Origin of the sequence: Nocardia pseudobrasiliensis NBRC 108224, from assembly GCF_001613105.1 — a bacterium.
GTDB classification, from domain to species: domain Bacteria; phylum Actinomycetota; class Actinomycetes; order Mycobacteriales; family Mycobacteriaceae; genus Nocardia; species Nocardia pseudobrasiliensis.
In genome coordinates, this window is record NZ_BDBS01000040.1 from 39,446 (window position 1) to 56,373 (window position 16,928).

Here is a 16,928-nt window from a genome sequence, read left to right on the forward strand (position 1 = left end):
GAGGTCCCGGTGTCGTTCCGCGATGTCGGTACCCGAGGCTAGGGTGTGATCATGACGACGCATTTGACGCACTGGGGAGCGTTCGACGCCGTCAGCGACGGCCACCGCCTCACCCAGGTACGGCCCTGGTCCGGTGATCCCGAGCCGATGCCGCTGATCGAGAATGTGGCCTCGGCCCAGCATCATTCGACCCGCATCGCCACCCCGCACGTGCGCCGAGGCTGGCTCGACCACGGTCCCGGCGCGCCCGGACGCGGCGACGAGCCGTTCGTGCCGGTCTCCTGGGACACCGCCCTGGATCTGCTGGCGGGCGAATTGCGCCGGGTCTATGACACCCACGGCGGCGGCGCGGTCTACGGCGGCTCCTACGGGTGGGCCAGCGCGGGCCGATTCCATCACGCGCAGAGCCAGACCCATCGTTTCCTCAACACCCTGGGCGGCTATGTCCGCCACGTCAACAGCTACAGTCTCGGCACCGCCACGGTCCTGCTGCCCTACATCCTCGCCGACGTCTACTGGATGATCGGCCACGCCACCGCCAAATCGGTTCTGGCCCAACACAGCGAGCTGGTGGTGGCCTTCGGTGGACTGTCGCCGAAGAACTCCGCGGTCACCCCCGGCGGGGTGTCGCGCCATCACAGCCGCGGCTGGATCGCCGCGGCCCGCGCCCGCGGTTGCCGATTCGTCTCGGTCAGCCCGCTGCGCGATGACACCCCCGCCGAGGCGCAGGCCGAATGGTTGGCCCCGCGCCCGGGCAGCGACGCGGCGCTGATGCTGGCGTTGGCGCAGGTGCTCGACGCGGAAGGCTTGGCCGACACCGCGTTTCTGGACCGCTACACCGTCGGCTACGAACCGTTCGCGGCGTATCTGCGCGGGCACACCGACGGGGTGGTCAAGGATCCGGCGTGGGCCGAGACGTTGACCGGGATCCCCGCGCCGCGCATCACCGCACTGGCCCGCCAGATGGCCGCCGCGCGCACCTTCCTCACCGTCAGCTGGTCGCTGCAGCGCGCCGAATCCGGCGAACAACCGCTGTGGCTGGGGGTGGTGCTCGCGGCGATGCTGGGCCAATTCGGGTTGCCCGGCGGCGGATTCGCCCACGGCTACGGCTCCTCGGCCAGTGTGGGCGAGCCGACCCGCCAGGTGCGGGTGCCGCATCTGGATCAGGGCGTCAATCCGATCGAAACCTACATTCCGGTGGCCCGCATCACCGATATGCTCGAAAACCCCGGCGCCCGCTACGAATACAACGGGCACACCCTCACCTACCCCGATATCCGGTTGGTGTACTGGGCGGGCGGCAATCCGTTCCATCACCATCAGGATCTGGCGCGGCTGCGGCGCGCGTTCGTCACCAAACCCGACACCGTGGTGGTGCACGATTCGTTCTGGACCGCCACCGCCCGCCACGCCGATATCGTGCTGCCCGCCACGATGACCATCGAACGCGACGATTTCGGTGCGGGGGAAAACGATCGCATGTTCTTCCCCATGCCCGCGCTCACCCGCCCGCACGGCCAAGCCCGCGACGATTACGCGATCTTCACCGAATTGGCCGAACGACTCGGTGTGGGACAGCGATTCACCGAAGGCCGCACCGCCGCGCACTGGCTGCGCCACCTTTACCAGCAGTGGCACACCACCCAGACCGCCGCGGGCCACGCGGTGCCCGAGTTCGACGAATTCTGGTCCGGCCAGGGCCTGGAACTGCCGGTGGTCGACACCCCGCAGGTGATGTTGGCCGAGTTCCGCGCCGACCCCGACGCTCACCCGCTGCCCACCCCCTCCGGGCGTATCGAGATCTTCAGCGCCGCCATCGACTCCTACCGTTACCCCGACTGCCCCGGCCATCCGGTCTGGCGCGAACCGCGCGAATGGCTCGGCAGCCCCGCCGCGCGGCGGTTCCCGCTGCAATTGATCGCCAACCAGCCCCGCACCAAACTGCACAGCCAACTCGACGTCGGCGCGCACAGCCAGGCGGGGAAAATCGCCGGACGCGAACCGGTCCGACTGCACCCCGACGAGGCCGCCGCCCGCGGATTGAGCGACGGACAACTGGTGCGACTGTTCAACGATCGCGGCGCCTGCCTGGCCGGGCTCGTCATCGACGACGCGGTCCGCCCGGGCGTGGCGCAACTGTCCACCGGCGCCTGGTACGACCCCGACCCCGCCGACCCGAGCTTCTGTCGCCACGGCAACCCCAACGTCCTGACCGCCGACCGCCCCTCCTCCACCCTGTCCCAAGGCTGCACCGGCCAACTCGCCCTCATCCAAATCGAACCCTTCCACGGCCCCGCCCCCGACCTGACGGTGCTGCACCCACCGGCGACCACCTGACCCCCGCGCTCCCACCTGTACGGCGCGGCCTGGCAGTCGGTGCGGTCGAACGCGACGGCCGCCGGGTGCCTATCGACCCCGGCCTCGGGGTCAGCTCGCGGCGGGCGTGATACCGAACCTGAGGGGCTGTCACCACCTCGCGCGGGATCGAACGCCTCGGCGGTATCGAACGACGTCACGCCGCGGTCGCGTTGACGCGTCGAGTCGCTGGCCACGTTCGCGCCTGCGCACGGGCGATGCTCCTCCGGAAACGGCCATCCGGCCCACTGCTTTCCCGCGCGTGGCCGGGCACCGACCCCAGGCAACGCCGATCAGAGCATCCACGAAAAGGATTGCGCCGCAATGCGTGTGGTGGTGTGCGTCGGCGGTTCGGGTACGGGGGTCTCGCGGTACCTGGAACGCCAGGGTCTGCCGCACGTCCACAACGCCTGCCACTGTGGGTGAGTCGACGTCCGGCCACACCGTCGCCAGCGCCGACACCACCGCATCGACACGCACCGCGGCTTGATCCCGGGCAGTTCATTGCCGCGGCCCGGATTGCGCGATCGTGTCGGCGCGTCTTTCACCACACAAGGGACGGAGACCCATGGCGGACAACCAATCCAGCACGCACGCGGAACGTTTCGATCTGAGTGGAAAACGCGCGCTTGTCACCGGCGCCACCAGCGGCATCGGAATGATGATCGCGCGCGGCCTTCTCCAGGCGGGCGCCCGCGTGGTCATCAGCTCACGCAAGGCGGACGCGTGCGCGCGGGCACAGCGTCTGCTGTCCGAATTCGGCGACGTTCGGGCAATACCCGCCGATCTGTCCGAGCACCAGCAATGTCAGCGCCTCGCCGAGCGGGTCACCGCCGATGCGCAACGCTTGGACATCCTGGTCAACAACGCGGGAGCGATGTGGCGCGAGCCGCTGGCGACGTTCCCCGACCAAGCCTGGGACACCGTGCTCGACCTCAACCTCAAATCACCGTTCTGGCTGGTGCAGGCGCTGCTGCCCGCACTGCGCGGCGCGGGGGCCGCCGATGATCCCGCGCGGATCATCAACATCGGCAGTATCGCCGCCCTCCACGTCGCCGAGTCGCCGAACTACTCCTATGCCGCCAGCAAAGCGGCCCTGCATCAACTCACCAGAGTGCTTGCCCGAGAACTGGGCCCGCAGCACGTCACGGTGAACGCGGTAGCACCCGGACCGTTCCCCTCACAGATGATGGCGTCCACGCTCGATGCCCTCGGCGAGGCGATCGCGGCGAAGGCCCCGCTGCGCCGCCTCGGCCGCGACGACGATATGGCCGGGGTCGCGGTCTTCCTCGCCAGCCGCGCCGGGGCCTATCTCACCGGCGCCATCATCCCGGTGGACGGCGGCATCGCGACGACCGCATCGGGCACCTAGGCGCGCGGCCCCACCGACGCCCCGTCGTGAACACCTGCCCGTCGCGTCCGCACGTGGTCGTCGAGGGGGTACTCCCAGGGCCTGCCTGCGACCCGTGGGACGCGCTTAGGGTGAGGGGATGGTCACGACGGATCCGCGCACCGATATCCGGGAGTTTCTCCGCTCGCGTCGGGCCCGCATCACACCCGAACAGGCGGGTCTGCCCGCGTACGGCGGCAGTCGTCGGGTCGCGGGCCTGCGTCGCGAGGAGGTCGCGCTGCTGGCGGGGGTCTCGGTCGACTACTACGTGCGCATGGAGCGCGGCCGCCTCGCCGGCGCCTCCGAAGCCGTGCTCGACGCGGTGGCCTCGGCCTTACAACTCGACGAGGCCGAACGTGACCACCTGTTCCACCTCGCGCGCCGATCCGGCGCGCCCGCGCGCCCACGCCACCGCACGCCTGCGCTGCGCTCGACACTGCGGCAGGTGCTCGACGCCGTCACCGCGGCGCCGGCCTGGATCTGTAACGGCCGTTATGACGTGCTCGCCACGAATCACCTTGCCCGCGCGCTGTTTTCACCGGTGCTGGCCGATCCGCGACGGCCCGCGAATACGGCGCGGTTCGTCTATCTGACGCCCGAGGCGGCCGCAGAGTTCTTCCTCGACTACCACCGAATCGCCGGGGACATGGCCGCGAAGCTACGCATGCAAGCCGGCCGCGATCCGCACGACGAGGAGCTGATCGCCCTGGTCGGTGAGCTGTCGACGCGCAGTGAGCTGTTCCGGCAGCGGTGGGCCTCGCGAGACGTGCGACTGCACCGGTCCGGGCGCAAGCGGATGCGCCATCCGATCGTGGGCCGGCTCGACCTGGACGTCGAGTCCCTGGAACTACCCGCCGAACCCGGCCTGCACCTTAGCGTCTACACCGCCCCCGCGGGCACACCGACCGCGGACAAGATGGCGCTGCTGGCGTCGTGGGCGGCCACCGGACAGACATCGGGCAGCGAGCGCGAAGCACACAACCGGTAGCCTCCGGTCCGTCGTAGCGGGGCAGGACGTGCGCGACAGGCAGACACCCGTCACGCGCGGGTGCGGGGCGGGGCCGGTCGGGGGCGTCAATACGATGGACGGCGAAGACCGCTCGACCGGAGAAAGGACAGTATGCCGGACCGGGGTACCGCCAGCACTCTCGATGCCGCCCAGGCATTGGACGAACTCGAGGCCCACTACCAGCGGGCGGTGACCGCGTTGCGCGGCGCGGTCGCCGCCTTCGTCGAACGCGGGGTGGTGCCCGATCGGGTCCGCCGCGAGGCGGGGGAGTTCGTGTATCCGGAACTGCGGATCACCTGGGACGGGTCGGCCGAACCGAAGAACCGTCCACGCGCGTGGGGGCGACTGACCCGCCCGGGCACCTACCGCACCACCATCACCCGCCCGGCGCTGCTGCGCGAGTATCTGGCCGAACAGTTGGCGACCATCGAACACGACTACGACGTGCGCATCGAGGTCGGGCCCTCCCGTCAGGAGATCCCGTTCCCGTATGTGATCGACGGGGCCGAGTTGGGGTTGGACCGGTCGATGAGCGCGGATCTGGCGACCTATTTCCCGACCACCGAACTGGCCGATATCGGAGACGAGATCGCCGACGGGCTCATCGACACCAGCGGGCCGCTGCCGTTGAGCCAGTTCGACGCGCTGCGCACCGATTTCTCCCTGGCGCGGCTGCGCCACTACACCGGCACCCCGGTCGAGCATTTCCAGCCGTTCGTGCTGTTCACCAACTACACCCGCTACGTCGACGAATTCGTGCGCTGGGCCGCCGAGCAGATCGCCGACCCCGACAGCGGTTTCGACGGATTGTCGTGCGCGGGCGGCACGGTGATCACCGCCGAGACCAGCGACCGGGAATCGGCGGTATCGGATCTGGCGTGGAAACGGCATCAGATGCCGGCCTGGCATCTGATGTCCTCGCGCGGTCCGGGCATCACCCTGGTCAATATCGGCGTCGGCCCGGCCAACGCGAAAAACATCTGCGACCATCTGGCGGTGCTGCGCCCGCACGCGTGGCTGATGATCGGGCACTGCGGCGGGCTGCGCGAAAGCCAAGCCATCGGCGACTACGTGCTCGCCCACGCCTACCTGCGCGATGATCACGTCCTGGATTCGGTGCTGCCGCCCGATATTCCGATCCCCTCGATCGCCGAGGTGCAGCGCGCCCTCTACGACGCCACCAAAACCGTCAGCGGGATGCCCGGCGCCGATGTCAAACGCCGCCTGCGCACCGGCACCGTGGTCACCACCGACGACCGCAACTGGGAACTGCGCTATTCGGCCTCGGCGCTGCGATTCAACCTCAGCCGCGCGGTCGCGGTGGATATGGAAAGCGCCACCATCGCCGCCCAGGGTTACCGCTTCCGCGTCCCCTACGGCACCCTGCTGTGCGTGTCGGACAAACCCCTGCACGGCGAGATCAAACTCCCCGGTCAAGCCAACCGCTTCTACGAGGGCACCGTCTCCGAACACCTCCAAATCGGCATCCGCGCGGTCGAACTGCTGCGCGCCGAAGGCGACAGCCTGCATTCACGCAAACTACGCACCTTCAACGAACCACCGTTTCGCTGAGCGCCGCCCGCCGCGGAGGCGCTTCCGGCAAGTCGGCTCGTCGTCCACCGATCTCGAGAGGCGGGCTGCGCCCGCGCGGAAGCGACGGTCGGGCAACGGATCCCCTGGATCGGTGTGCTGTCGGTGACCGCCGAGTGAAGCCCTCGGTTCGGTCTTGCTTCTGTCGCAAGCAGGAATGATCGACCAAGGGCTCGACTCATGAGTGCGACGGGGGTCTGGGATGCCGAGCTCCCCGTCATCCTCGGGTTCCACTCGCCGGTGTAGCCGGGGACGTTCCTATAGCGAACTTCCACATATCTTTTTCGCACGATGTGAGCGGTGTGGTCGCTGCTCGTCGCGACGGTGTCGTGGTCGAGTCGATCGCTCTGCGCGCTGGCCACGCCGGTCAGCGACAGCGCGAATCCGGCTACGGCCGGGCGAGCACACCCACCGCTCCACCCTTGAAAACCATGGACCTCCGCCACACTCCTTTCATTCCCACCCACGAGGTCGGCGACTGGACACCGACCACCGGCGGAGTCGTCACGTCGAGCCGGCTCGGATCCGATCCACACGCTGGCCCGACAGTCACGCTACCCACAACCCCGAGTGAAACCAGGTGCAGCGCATACAGTTTCGATAACTCCACGCAATCCGCCCCATCGGGAAATCGACTCAGTCGCGGAGTTCGGTGCGACACAAGCGCGCCACCCCGCGCAATTCCTTCCGACATGGTGGGACCCGCTGTCGGACACGACGCGATCGACCACAATCCCATCCGCGACATCGCACGCAGGCCGCGTGTGAAATGACGTGCAGTCGATCGCGCGACGCCGAGGGAGTTGGACGTCGAGGCAGTGACGAGCACGGTGAGAAAGGGTCAGGGCGGCACGCCCGCCCACGCGGACCGGAGGGGGCGCGTATGGTTCTCGATATCGCGGATGCGCTGCTCGCCACCGGAATTCGACTCCGTGGACGTTGCCCGAATGACGGTCTGCGGCACCAGCGTTCGGCTATCGCGGCACCGCGGCGTGGCATGGAACGCGAGTCATCCCGAAAATCGCGCTCACAGTCCGAGTTTGGTGACCGCGTTGTCCTCCAGCGGGTTCGCGGTGCGGATGTAGCCGTGCACGGTGCGCGGATTGGCCCAGCGGCCCTGGCGCATGATCTCGCGGTCGCTGGCTCCGCCGAGGGCGGCCTGGGTGGCGAATCCGGCGCGCAGCGAATGTCCGGAGAACAGCGCCGGATCCAGGCCCGCGCGTTGGGCGTAGCGTTTGACCAGCTCGGCGATCGCGCGCCCGGACATCGCGCGCGCGCCGATCCCGCCGTGGCGCGTCACCGCCGGGAACAGCGGCAGCGCCGCGTCCAGGTTCGCGGGCAGGCCGGTGAAACCGTGACAGCGGTGGATGCGCGCGTCGGTGAGCGTGAGCGCGTCGAGATGCTCGGCCAACCCGGCGCCGTGGCGGATGTGGGCCTCGCGCACCGCGATCCAGTCGGCGAACGCGCACACCGGGCAGGTGTGCGGGCGCGCCCCGCGGGGCAGCACCACCCGCTGTCCGGCCGTGCCGGTGGGATCGGTTTTGGTGGTCGGCAGGCTCACCAGCAGGATCGGTTCGCCGCTGGCGTGATCGACCTCGCCGCGCACATCGCCCAGGCGCAGCCCCGCGATCTCGCTGCGGCGCAACGCTCCCGCGAATCCGACCAGCAGCACCAGCGCGTCGCGGCGGCGCGCGGGTTCGCGGGGCCAGCCCGGTGCGGGCAGGCCCGCGAGCAACTGTTCCAGCGTGCTCAACAGCACGGGGCGTTTGCGGCGCGGCGGGGTGCGCCGGGTGCGGCGGATACCGCGCAGGGTCAGGCGCACCACATCGCTGCGTGTGGGGGAGGCCAGCCCGTTGGCGGCGTGCACCGCGGCGATGGCGGCGCTTTTGCGTTCCAGGGTGGCCGCGCCGAAGGCCCACTCGCCGGTGGGTTTGCGCGCGTCGGCCGCGGCGGCCAGATACACCGCCACATCCAGCGGGTCCGCGGGCAGCGCCTGGCGGGCCTCCGCCGCGCACCACCCCGACCAGGCGATCCAGTCGGATCGGTAGGCGCGCACGGTATTCGGCGACTGCGAGGCCTCGAGATAGCGGCGCAGCGCGCCGGCTTGATCGTCGTCGAATCGTTCGCGCACCAGCCGCAGCGCCGCGGCGTCGATCAGGACACTGCGCACACCGTGGCGCAACTGGGTGCTCACATCGGCGGGAACCACTAGGGCAGTGGAGGTTTCGGCGCGTTCGGCGGGAATGTCCATCGGGGGCCAGGGTACCGGTCGCGGAGGCGGGCGCGGTGGCGGCGCGGCGGGAACACACCAACCCAACAGAAAGTTGCCAAAGGATTGCCAATTGGTTTCACCGGCCGCTTACAGCACTGATATTAGGCCGGTAAATTGTGATGACCAGGCGGTTGAGCCCGTGATGTTATCGGTGAGGCGGCACATCGACGTCGGCCGGTTGAAGCCATGACCCGATCCCATATCGCCAGCTAGAAGGCAATTTTTGAATTGCCCATAAAGAGCGATATTTTCGCGGAAATACCCGGTAATCGAATCCGTTACCCAGCCGAGTCCGAACAGTTATCGCAAAGGTTTGCCGATTGTTTCCTGGATCACATCCCCTGCTGTAGATTTGCCGACGACACAAACCCTTCTCGGAACCGAAAGGACATGTCATGCCGCTATTGGGTTCGGCGATCTGCGACATCTTCAACCTCATCCCCACGGCGATCTTCTCGACCGCAGTGCCGGTGATCGGCTCCTTCCTGGCCCCGGTCACCTATGTCGGTTCGGTGGCACTGAATACGGTCCTGGCGGTGTTCACCGGCTCGATGCTCTGACGCTCGATTCACACGTTCCGTGCTCGAACCCTCGCGGCGACGCGGTGTTCGATAACGGGGAAGAGGTGACCGGTCCCGGCCGGTGAACGCGGATGTGCCGCCCGAACGCAGCAGGCGCTGCGCCTCGGGCGGCACATTTCGTCTCTTCGGGGACAGAGAACTCAGACCTGCGCGGGCAGCGCCAGATCCGGATTGCCCGGCACCGCCAACCCCGCCAGCCGCCGCGGGGAGAGCAACTCCTCGACCGCCTCGCGGGTCAAAAGACCTTCCGCGACAGCGATATCACCGACCGACTCACCGGTCAGCAGCGACTGTTTGGCCAGCCGCGCGCTGGCGGCATACCCGATATAGGGCGACAGCGCGGTCACGATGCCCGGCGCGCGGCGCACCGACTGGTCGAGGAATTCGCGGTTGGCGGTGATGCCGTCCACGCATCGGGTCGCCAGGGTGTCCGCGGCGATCCGCAGATGGGTGGTCGTGCGCAACAGCGAGTAGGCGATGATCGGCTCGAACGCGTTGAGCTGCAACTGGCCCGCCTCCGCGGCCATGGTCACGGTCAGATCGTTGCCGATGATCTCGAAGGCGATCTGGTTGACCAACTCCGGAATCACCGGGTTGACCTTGCCCGGCATGATCGACGAACCCGCCTGCCTCGGCGGCAGATTGATCTCCCCCAACCCCGTCGCCGGGCCCGAGGAGATCAGCCGCAGATCATTGCACGTCTTGGACAGTTTCACCGCGACCCGCTTGAGCACCCCCGACACCTGCACGAACACCCCGCAGTCCTGGGTGGCCTCGATGAGATTGCTGGCCGGGACCACCGCCTCGCCGCTGATCTGCGCCAGATACTCACACGCCAGCGCCGAATAGCGGGGATGGCCGTTGATGCCGGTGCCGATCGCGGTGCCGCCGAGGTTGCACTCGAGCAGCAGCGCCGCGGCCTCGGTCAGCCGGTCGCAGTCCTCCCGCAACATCACCGCATAGGTGGCGAACTCCTGACCCAGCGTCATCGGCACCGCGTCCTGCAACTGGGTGCGACCCATCTTCACCACATCGGCGAACTCGATCGCCTTGCGGTCGAACGCGGCCGCCAACCGCCCCAGTCCCGCGATGACCTGGCGCAGATGGGTGACCAGGGCCAATTTCACCGCGGTCGGATACACATCGTTGGTGGACTGGCCCAGATTGACGTGCGCGAGCGGATCGAGTGCGGCGTACTCGCCGCGGGGGTGACCGAGGATCTCGAGGGCGCGGTTGGCGATGACCTCGTTGGCGTTCATATTCGTCGAGGTGCCCGCCCCGCCCTGGATCGGATCCACCGGGAACTGCTCGGCGAACTTACCGTCGCGGATCTCGGTGCACGCGGTGATGATCGCCCCCGCCCGCACCTCGTCCAACCGCCCCAGATCCCGATTGGCGTGGGCCGCGGCCTGTTTCACCGCCGCCAACGCCGCGGTCAGGGCGGGATAGTGACCGATCGTGGCGCCGGTGACCGCGAAATTGGTCAGGGCACGCGCGGTGTGGATGCCGTAATAGGCGTCGGCGGGAACTTCCAGATCGCCAAGCGAGTCGCGTTCGATCCGGGCACTGCTGCTCATCGAGTGTCTTTCTGCGTCGAGGGAACCAAGCAGTGACGCCACTCACCGAGCAACCAGTGTAGGACGCGACGTCGGCGGGGGATCGAGCGGGGTTGGATCTTACGGCGTATCACGCTGGGGCGCAGCGAGTTTCGCGATCACGGATTCGTCGCGCCCGAGCCCCGCGCGCGACCGTCGGACAGTCCGCACGCGTCGGGCGCATCACTCGGCATGCGTCCCCGCCCCTTTCCCGCTTCATGCACCGACAGACTGGCGGCACCCGGTTGCCTCGGACCCCGGCAGGCGCCGCGCCCTTCCGGCCGCTGCCATCCGGTCCGCCCGGCGACCCGCCCCGCGGTCCGCTCCATCCGTCACCGGACCGCGCCGCGGGTTCCCGCTCCATCCGTCACCGGCGCACTGCCACTTCCCTTTTCCGGGAGGGCCGCGGCCCGTCCGGCCTCCTCGACATCTCGCCAAGGGGTGGCAAACACCCTGGGCGGCAGCGCGGCACGATCAACGATCATGAAACATGCTGCCTGACAACGCATTACAGCATTCGTCAATAGGGGCGGATCGAAACATTAAGTGCCCGTTGGCCATAACGTACTGTTTCGACACTCGCGGGTAGTTTGCCGCGTTGTACCGTGAGGTCCCCTTTTCCGGGGGATATCCACTCGCAGGAGGTACGTTCGATGGCTTCACGGCATTTTCGCACCATGGCCCTGCTCGTTGCCGCCGCGCCGCTGGGCGCGGCGCTGATCACGTTGCCGGTCGCGCCCGCTCAGGCGGCCAGCGGTGATCTGAGCTGTTCGGCGGCGCTGTCGCTGGCCTTCCACCCGGCCCTGGTGGCAGGCGGCAAATCCACCACGACGATCACCGGCACCGCCAGCGGCTGCACCTCGTCCAACGGCCAGCACACCGATCTGACCTCGGGCACCCTGTCGGGGAGCGGGTCGGCGACCGGGTCGGCGTCGATCTTCTTCCCGTGCGGGGTCTCACCCACCGGCAGCGGCACCGCGACGGTGTCGTGGAAGAAGGGCACCACCAGCACCGTGGCCTGGAAGGTGTCGGGCGGTTCGTTCACCGCGTCGGTCACCGACGGGGAACTCAAAGGCGACAAGCTGACCGCCTCGCTGGACGGGCTGCCGCAGGCCAGCTGCGGACCCGATGGCGGGCTGGCGAATGTGGCGGTCAACGCGACCGCCGCCTTCGCCTGATTCAGGCGAGCTCTCGTGGTGGTGAAGACCGCGCGCGCCCGGGCGGTCTTCACCACTGGCCGGGCGCGAAGTCGCGGGGCCAGTGCGCGCTGGCGGGCACATCGGGGCGGGTCTGCCACGGCCGCGGCCCTTCGAGGGGTCGATATTCCACCCCGAGCGCGTCCAGGCGCGGCAGATGATGGGCCCGCAACCGCGCCAGGAATTCGCTGAACTCACCGCCGGGCGGGCTCCACGCGGTTTCCGCGATCGCGCACAGTCGCGGAAACGCCGCGTAATCCACTCGGCGCACGGTGTCGAGGTGTTCGCTCCACAGCTGGGCCTGCACACCCAGCAGCGGCGGCTGCGCACCGGGATCCCAGGCGTGCACATCGGCGAGGGTGCGCAGATAGCCGACCGGGATCGGTTCGTCGCGGTGATCGGATTGGCGGTGATCCAGATACACCTGCGATTCCGGACACGCCAGGACCTGATGTCCGGCCGCCGCGGCGCGGGCGGCGGCGGATTTGTCGCGCCAGGCCCCGATCACCATCGGCGGCAGCGCGGCGATGTCGAGCGCATCGTCCCAGGCCATCGCGCGGCGTCCGCGCGCGCTCAGATAGTCGGCGAGTTCGGCGAGCAGGCGGCCGTGTGCGGGGGTGGCGCCGGGGATCTCATCACCGCCCAATCCGATCACCGGCGAGGGGAATACCGCGAGCACGTGATCGAGGACGCGGCGGAAGAACGCCACCGCGGCCGGGCCGGGGGTCACCAGCGCGGTGCTGACTCCCCACGAGGTCCACACCGGTTGCGGCGCATCGGGTGTGGGCCCGAGTTCGGGATAGGCGGCCAGCAGGGCGCGGGCGTGGCCGGGCACGTCGATCTCGGGGACGACGGTGACGGCGCGGGCGGCGGCGTAGGCGACGATTTCGCGCAGATCGTCGCTGGTGTAGTAGCCGCCGTGCGGGCGGCCGTCGCGGGCGGGTCCGTCGCGGCGGCCGAGCATGGATTCGGTGCGCCAGGAGGCGATCTCGGTGAGTTTCGGCAGGCCGGGCACCTCGAGGCGCCAGCCCTGATCGTCGGTCAGATGCAGGTGCAGCACATTGAGTTTGTGTACCGCCAGCAGATCCACGAACCGCAGCACCTCGGCCTTGGTGCGGAAATGGCGGGCCACATCCAAAAGGCATCCGCGCCACTGGAATCGGGGCGCGTCCTCGATCACCCCGCACGCCAGTGGGTGGGGGCCGGGTTCGATGGGTGCGGCGCGGAAGGCGTGGGGACCGGCCAGTTGGCGCAGCGTCTGGCGGGCGTGGGCGTGGCCCGCCTCGTCGGCGGCGGTGACGGTGACCGCCTCGGGGGTGATCTCGAGGCGATAGCCCTGCGCGGGCAGCGCGGGATCGGTGCGCAGCCGCGGCGCGGCGGACCCGGCGTACACCCCCGCCCGCGCGCGGGCCGAGATCGGGCGCGGCAGCAGCGTGTCGAAGCCGCTCATCCCTTCACCGCCCCGTCCATGCCCGAGACCAGTTTGCGTTGCACCGCCACGAACAACACCAGCGCCGGAATCGTCATCAGCGTCGAGGAGGCCATGACCGCGCCCCAGTCGGTGTCCTCGGGTTTGAAATACACCAGGATCGCCTGGGGCAGGGTCTGGTTCTCGGTTTTGGAGATGATGAAGGTCTTGGCGAACAGGAAATCGTTCCAGGCGTGGATGAACGCCAGCACGCTGACCGACACCAGTCCGGGCGCGGTCAACGGCAACAGGATCTGCCAGGTGAACCGCAGCCGGCTCGCCCCGTCGATGCGCGCGGCCTCCTCCAGTTCGACCGGGACCGCGGCGACGAATCCGCGCAGCAGCCAGATCGCCAGCGGCAGACTGAACGCCAGATCCACCAGCATGATCGAGCCCAGTTCGTTCAAACCGATCACCGGGGCGGCGCCGCCGATCGAACGCATCAGGAAAAACAGCGGAATCGTCAACGCCTCCACCGGAACCATCTGCGCCACCAGGATCATCACCACCAGCACGGTGCGCCCGCGGAATCGGAACCGGCTCAGCGCCACCGCCGCCAGAAACGACATCGCCAGCGACAACACCACCACCACGACGGCCACCAGCAGACTGTTGAGGACATAGCGGCCGAAACCGTTCATCGACAACACCCGGGTGAAACTGTCCAGGCTCGGGGCCGAGGTCCACACCGTGGGGTGGGCGGAGTGGATTTCCCCCGGCGGTTTGATCGCCGAGACCACCATCCAATACAGCGGGAACGCGACCAGCCCCGCCACGACGAGGGTGGCGGCTTCGGCGAGCAGGCGGGTGGCGCGGGCCGGAGTTCTCATGGCGCGCTCCGGCGCTGGGACCGCACATACAGTCCGGTCACCGACAACAACAGCAGCGTCATCAACACTCCGATCGCGGAGCCGAGCCCGTATTCCTGCCCGGCGAAGGCCTTCTGGTAGGCGTAGACGTTGAGCACCAGATTGTTTCCGGCGATACCGCCGCCATTGGTCATGACATAGATCTGGGTGAACACCTTGAAATCCCAGATGACCGATTGGATGGTCGCGATCGCCAGCAGCGGGCGCAGCATCGGCAGGATCACCGCGGTGAGCGTGTGCCAGCCCGGCGCGCCGTCCAGGGCCGCGGCCTCGAGGACCTCGCGGGGGATCGCGCGGATCCCGGCGTACATGGTGACCAGCACGAACGGAAACGAGCACCAGATCACCTCGGCGGCAACGAGTCCGAAGGCGCTGGCGGTGTCGTAGGTCCAGGAGTGTCCGCGCATCGCCGTCGCGCCCCACCGCGCCAGCAGATCGTTGACCAGTCCGAAGTCGGTGTCGAACAGAAACAGCCACACATACGAGCCCGCGACCGCGGGGGTGGCCCACGCGCCGAGCGCGGCCACGAACAGCAGTGTGCGCGGCAGGGTCCGCACCCGGGTGGCCAGCACCGCCAGCCCGGTGCCCACCAGCAGCGAGCCGGCCACACAGACCGCGCCGAAGCCGACGGTGTTGGCCAGCACCCGCCAGAACTGCGGATCGGTCACCAGGTGGCGGTAGTTGGCCAGGCCCACGAATCGCAGCGGGGCCGCGCCCGCGGCTTGGGCTTGGCCGTAGTCGTAGAAGGAGATGAGCACGATCTGATAGATCGGATAGGCCAGCACCGCGGCCAGCACCACCGCGGCCGGGGCCAGATAGGCCCAGGCGGTGAGAGTTTCGCGGCGTAGGCGTCGCCGCGGGCGGGTGGTGGGGGCCGCCGGGGCGCGCACGGGCGGTTCTCGCAGTGTCACGCGCGCCTACCGGAAGGCCTTGTTCATCGCCGCCGCGGCGGCCGACAGCGCCGGTTGCGGGGCCTTGGCGCCGGTGGCGATCTGGGCGATCGCGGTGGGCAGCACGTTTTGGCTGTCGATCTTCGACCAGGCGGGGGTGGCGGGCACGAATTTCGTTCCCGCGCGCAGGGTGTCGACGAACGGGGTCAGGAACGGGTCGTCGGCGGCGAGGCGGCGCTGCACGCTGGCCAGGGTGGGCAGGTTACCCATCGCGTGATACATCTTCTCCTGATATTTCGCCCCGGCCAGCAGTTGCGCGAAGTCGCGGGCCAGTCCGCGGTGGCGGCTGGCGCGGAACACTCCCAGCAGGTTGCCGCCCGCGAAAGCCGGTGCGGGCGAGGCGGTGTGGATACCCGGCAGCGGGATCACCGCGTAGCGGCCGCGGACGCTGCCCTGGTCGACGGCTTTGCGGTTGAAGTCCCCGCCGATGGTCATGGCGGCCTTGCCGCCGGCGAAGGCCTGCACGGCCTGGGTGCCGGTGAACCCGACGCACTGGGCGGGCGGGCAGATGTCGTCGTGGATCAGCGCCGCGTACTGTTCGATGCCCGCGCGGGCGGGCAGGTCGGCGATCGCGGCGTTCCACATGGTGCCGTCGTAGGTGGCGAGCTCGCCGCCGTGGGCCCAGAGGAACGGCAGCAGCGCGTAGGTGTATTTCGCGCCGACGGCGATGCCGTAGAGGTCCGGGCGCGCGGCGTGCACGGCGCGGGCGGTGTCGGTGAGCTCGGCCAGCGTGGTCGGCGCGCGCAGGCCCAGTTCGGCGAAGACGTCGGTGCGGTAGTACAGCGCGCGGATTCCGGTGTACCAGGGCAGGCCATAGGTTTTGCCGCCGGATTCGGCGGTGTCGAGCACCGAGGCGATCAGATCCGAGCCCTCCGGCCAGGCCGCGATATCGGGACCCAGATCCGCGAACGCGCCGGTGACCGCGTATCCGGCCAGATCGGTATTACCGAATTCGGCGACATCGGGGGCGTTGGCGGGATCGTTGAACGCCCCGGCGAATTTGTCGGCCCGCGCGGCGACGGGCACCCACTGCACATCCACGCGCACCCCCGGTCGGGTGGCGGTGAATTCGTCGACCGCCGCGTCGATCACGGCCTGTTTCGGTGCGCGGTTGGCCTCGTCGAACAACCACACCCGCACGGTGCCGGTGCGCTCGTCGGCCCCGGAACCGGCCGGATCCGAATGCACCGGCGCGCATCCGGCGACCACGACCGCCGCGAGCGCGGCGAGCACCCCGTGTCGACCACCGAGACGAAATCGTCGGCGCCCCATGAACACTCCCACCCATTGTTGCGTATTTTGCAACAGCTGTTGCGATTTGTGCCACAGTTGTAGCACTCCGGGCGATAGCAGGCAAGAGGTGACTGTGATCCACGCCGCCGCCGGGACCGCTTGGGGGGTCGGCGAATTCGGCGCGCGCGGATGCGGGCGAGGTGCGTTCGCGCGGGTGTCAGGAGACCGATCGGCGTGGTGAGTCGCCTGCGCGCGTGCGGTGCTCGACCACGAGTCGGTCGGGCGCGGCGCACGCCACCGCCGGCAGCGTCGACCGAATCCACCGCCGAGCGCGACACCCACTGACGCGCGCGACCGCGCCGAGGCGAGCGTGCCACCACCCGGGTGCGCGCCCGGACGCGATCATCGGACCTGGTGCGA

12 protein-coding genes are annotated in these 16,928 nt (G+C 68.9%); 6 read left to right on the top strand and 6 right to left on the bottom strand.

All coding sequences use genetic code 11. The annotated features are described in order from the left end of the window. Positions 1 to 51 precede the first annotated feature (51 nt). The 4 genes from NP4_RS28885 to NP4_RS28900 all read left to right on the top strand — a co-directional run bounded on the left by NP4_RS28885 (position 52) and on the right by NP4_RS28900 (position 6,326). On the top strand, positions 52 to 2,337 hold the full coding sequence (locus tag NP4_RS28885; RefSeq protein ID WP_068004855.1) for a molybdopterin-dependent oxidoreductase: 2,286 nt from the start codon (positions 52 to 54) through the stop codon (positions 2,335 to 2,337). Between the two features lie 586 nt (positions 2,338 to 2,923). After that, a complete protein-coding gene (locus tag NP4_RS28890; RefSeq protein WP_068004652.1) occupies positions 2,924 to 3,727 on the top strand; it encodes an SDR family oxidoreductase in 804 nt (267 codons plus the stop codon). Between the two features lie 118 nt (positions 3,728 to 3,845). Beyond that, entirely contained in the window at positions 3,846 to 4,733 is an 888-nt protein-coding gene (locus NP4_RS28895) for a helix-turn-helix transcriptional regulator (RefSeq protein ID WP_068004654.1), read from the top strand. Positions 4,734 to 4,865: 132 nt separating this feature from the next. Continuing rightward, positions 4,866 to 6,326 (top strand): AMP nucleosidase, encoded by a 1,461-nt coding sequence (locus NP4_RS28900; protein ID WP_068004656.1) that lies wholly within the window; start codon positions 4,866 to 4,868, stop codon positions 6,324 to 6,326. Between the two features lie 1,045 nt (positions 6,327 to 7,371). Here NP4_RS28900 and NP4_RS28905 read toward each other — a convergent pair. Continuing rightward, entirely contained in the window at positions 7,372 to 8,595 is a 1,224-nt protein-coding gene (locus NP4_RS28905; RefSeq protein ID WP_068004658.1) for a site-specific integrase, read from the bottom strand. A 416-nt stretch (positions 8,596 to 9,011) separates the two neighbouring features. Between NP4_RS28905 and NP4_RS41220 the strand changes: the two genes are divergently transcribed. Continuing rightward, on the top strand, positions 9,012 to 9,176 hold the full coding sequence (locus NP4_RS41220) for a hypothetical protein (RefSeq protein WP_156524948.1): 165 nt from the start codon (positions 9,012 to 9,014) through the stop codon (positions 9,174 to 9,176). 161 nt (positions 9,177 to 9,337) lie between these two features. On the opposite strand, the gene NP4_RS28910 is transcribed toward NP4_RS41220, so the two are convergent. Then, positions 9,338 to 10,774: an aspartate ammonia-lyase gene (locus NP4_RS28910; protein ID WP_068004660.1), complete on the bottom strand. Its 1,437-nt coding sequence runs from the start codon at positions 10,772 to 10,774 to the stop codon at positions 9,338 to 9,340. A gap of 671 nt (positions 10,775 to 11,445) precedes the next feature. On the opposite strand from NP4_RS28910, the gene NP4_RS28915 reads away from it, so the two are divergent. After that, positions 11,446 to 11,970 (top strand): hypothetical protein, encoded by a 525-nt coding sequence (locus NP4_RS28915; RefSeq protein ID WP_147288057.1) that lies wholly within the window; start codon positions 11,446 to 11,448, stop codon positions 11,968 to 11,970. A gap of 49 nt (positions 11,971 to 12,019) precedes the next feature. Here the strand turns inward: NP4_RS28915 and NP4_RS28920 are convergent, their stop codons facing one another. The 4 genes from NP4_RS28920 to NP4_RS28935 are packed head-to-tail and all read right to left on the bottom strand — an operon-like array spanning position 12,020 to position 16,547. Then, the gene (locus tag NP4_RS28920) at positions 12,020 to 13,438 is read right to left on the bottom strand and encodes a beta-N-acetylhexosaminidase (RefSeq protein ID WP_068004664.1); all 1,419 of its coding nucleotides are present in this window, start codon (positions 13,436 to 13,438) and stop codon (positions 12,020 to 12,022) included. Next, entirely contained in the window at positions 13,435 to 14,286 is an 852-nt protein-coding gene (locus tag NP4_RS28925; RefSeq protein ID WP_068004666.1) for a carbohydrate ABC transporter permease, read from the bottom strand. Before NP4_RS28925 ends, NP4_RS28920 begins: the two co-directional genes overlap by 4 nt. Beyond that, positions 14,283 to 15,236, bottom strand: coding sequence for a carbohydrate ABC transporter permease (locus tag NP4_RS28930; RefSeq protein WP_068004668.1), 954 nt, complete (start codon positions 15,234 to 15,236; stop codon positions 14,283 to 14,285). Before NP4_RS28930 ends, NP4_RS28925 begins: the two co-directional genes overlap by 4 nt. Before the next feature lie 6 nt (positions 15,237 to 15,242). Further along, complete coding sequence (locus NP4_RS28935; protein WP_068004857.1) at positions 15,243 to 16,547, bottom strand: extracellular solute-binding protein; 1,305 nt, start codon at positions 16,545 to 16,547, stop codon at positions 15,243 to 15,245. Between the last annotated feature and the right edge of the window lie 381 nt (positions 16,548 to 16,928).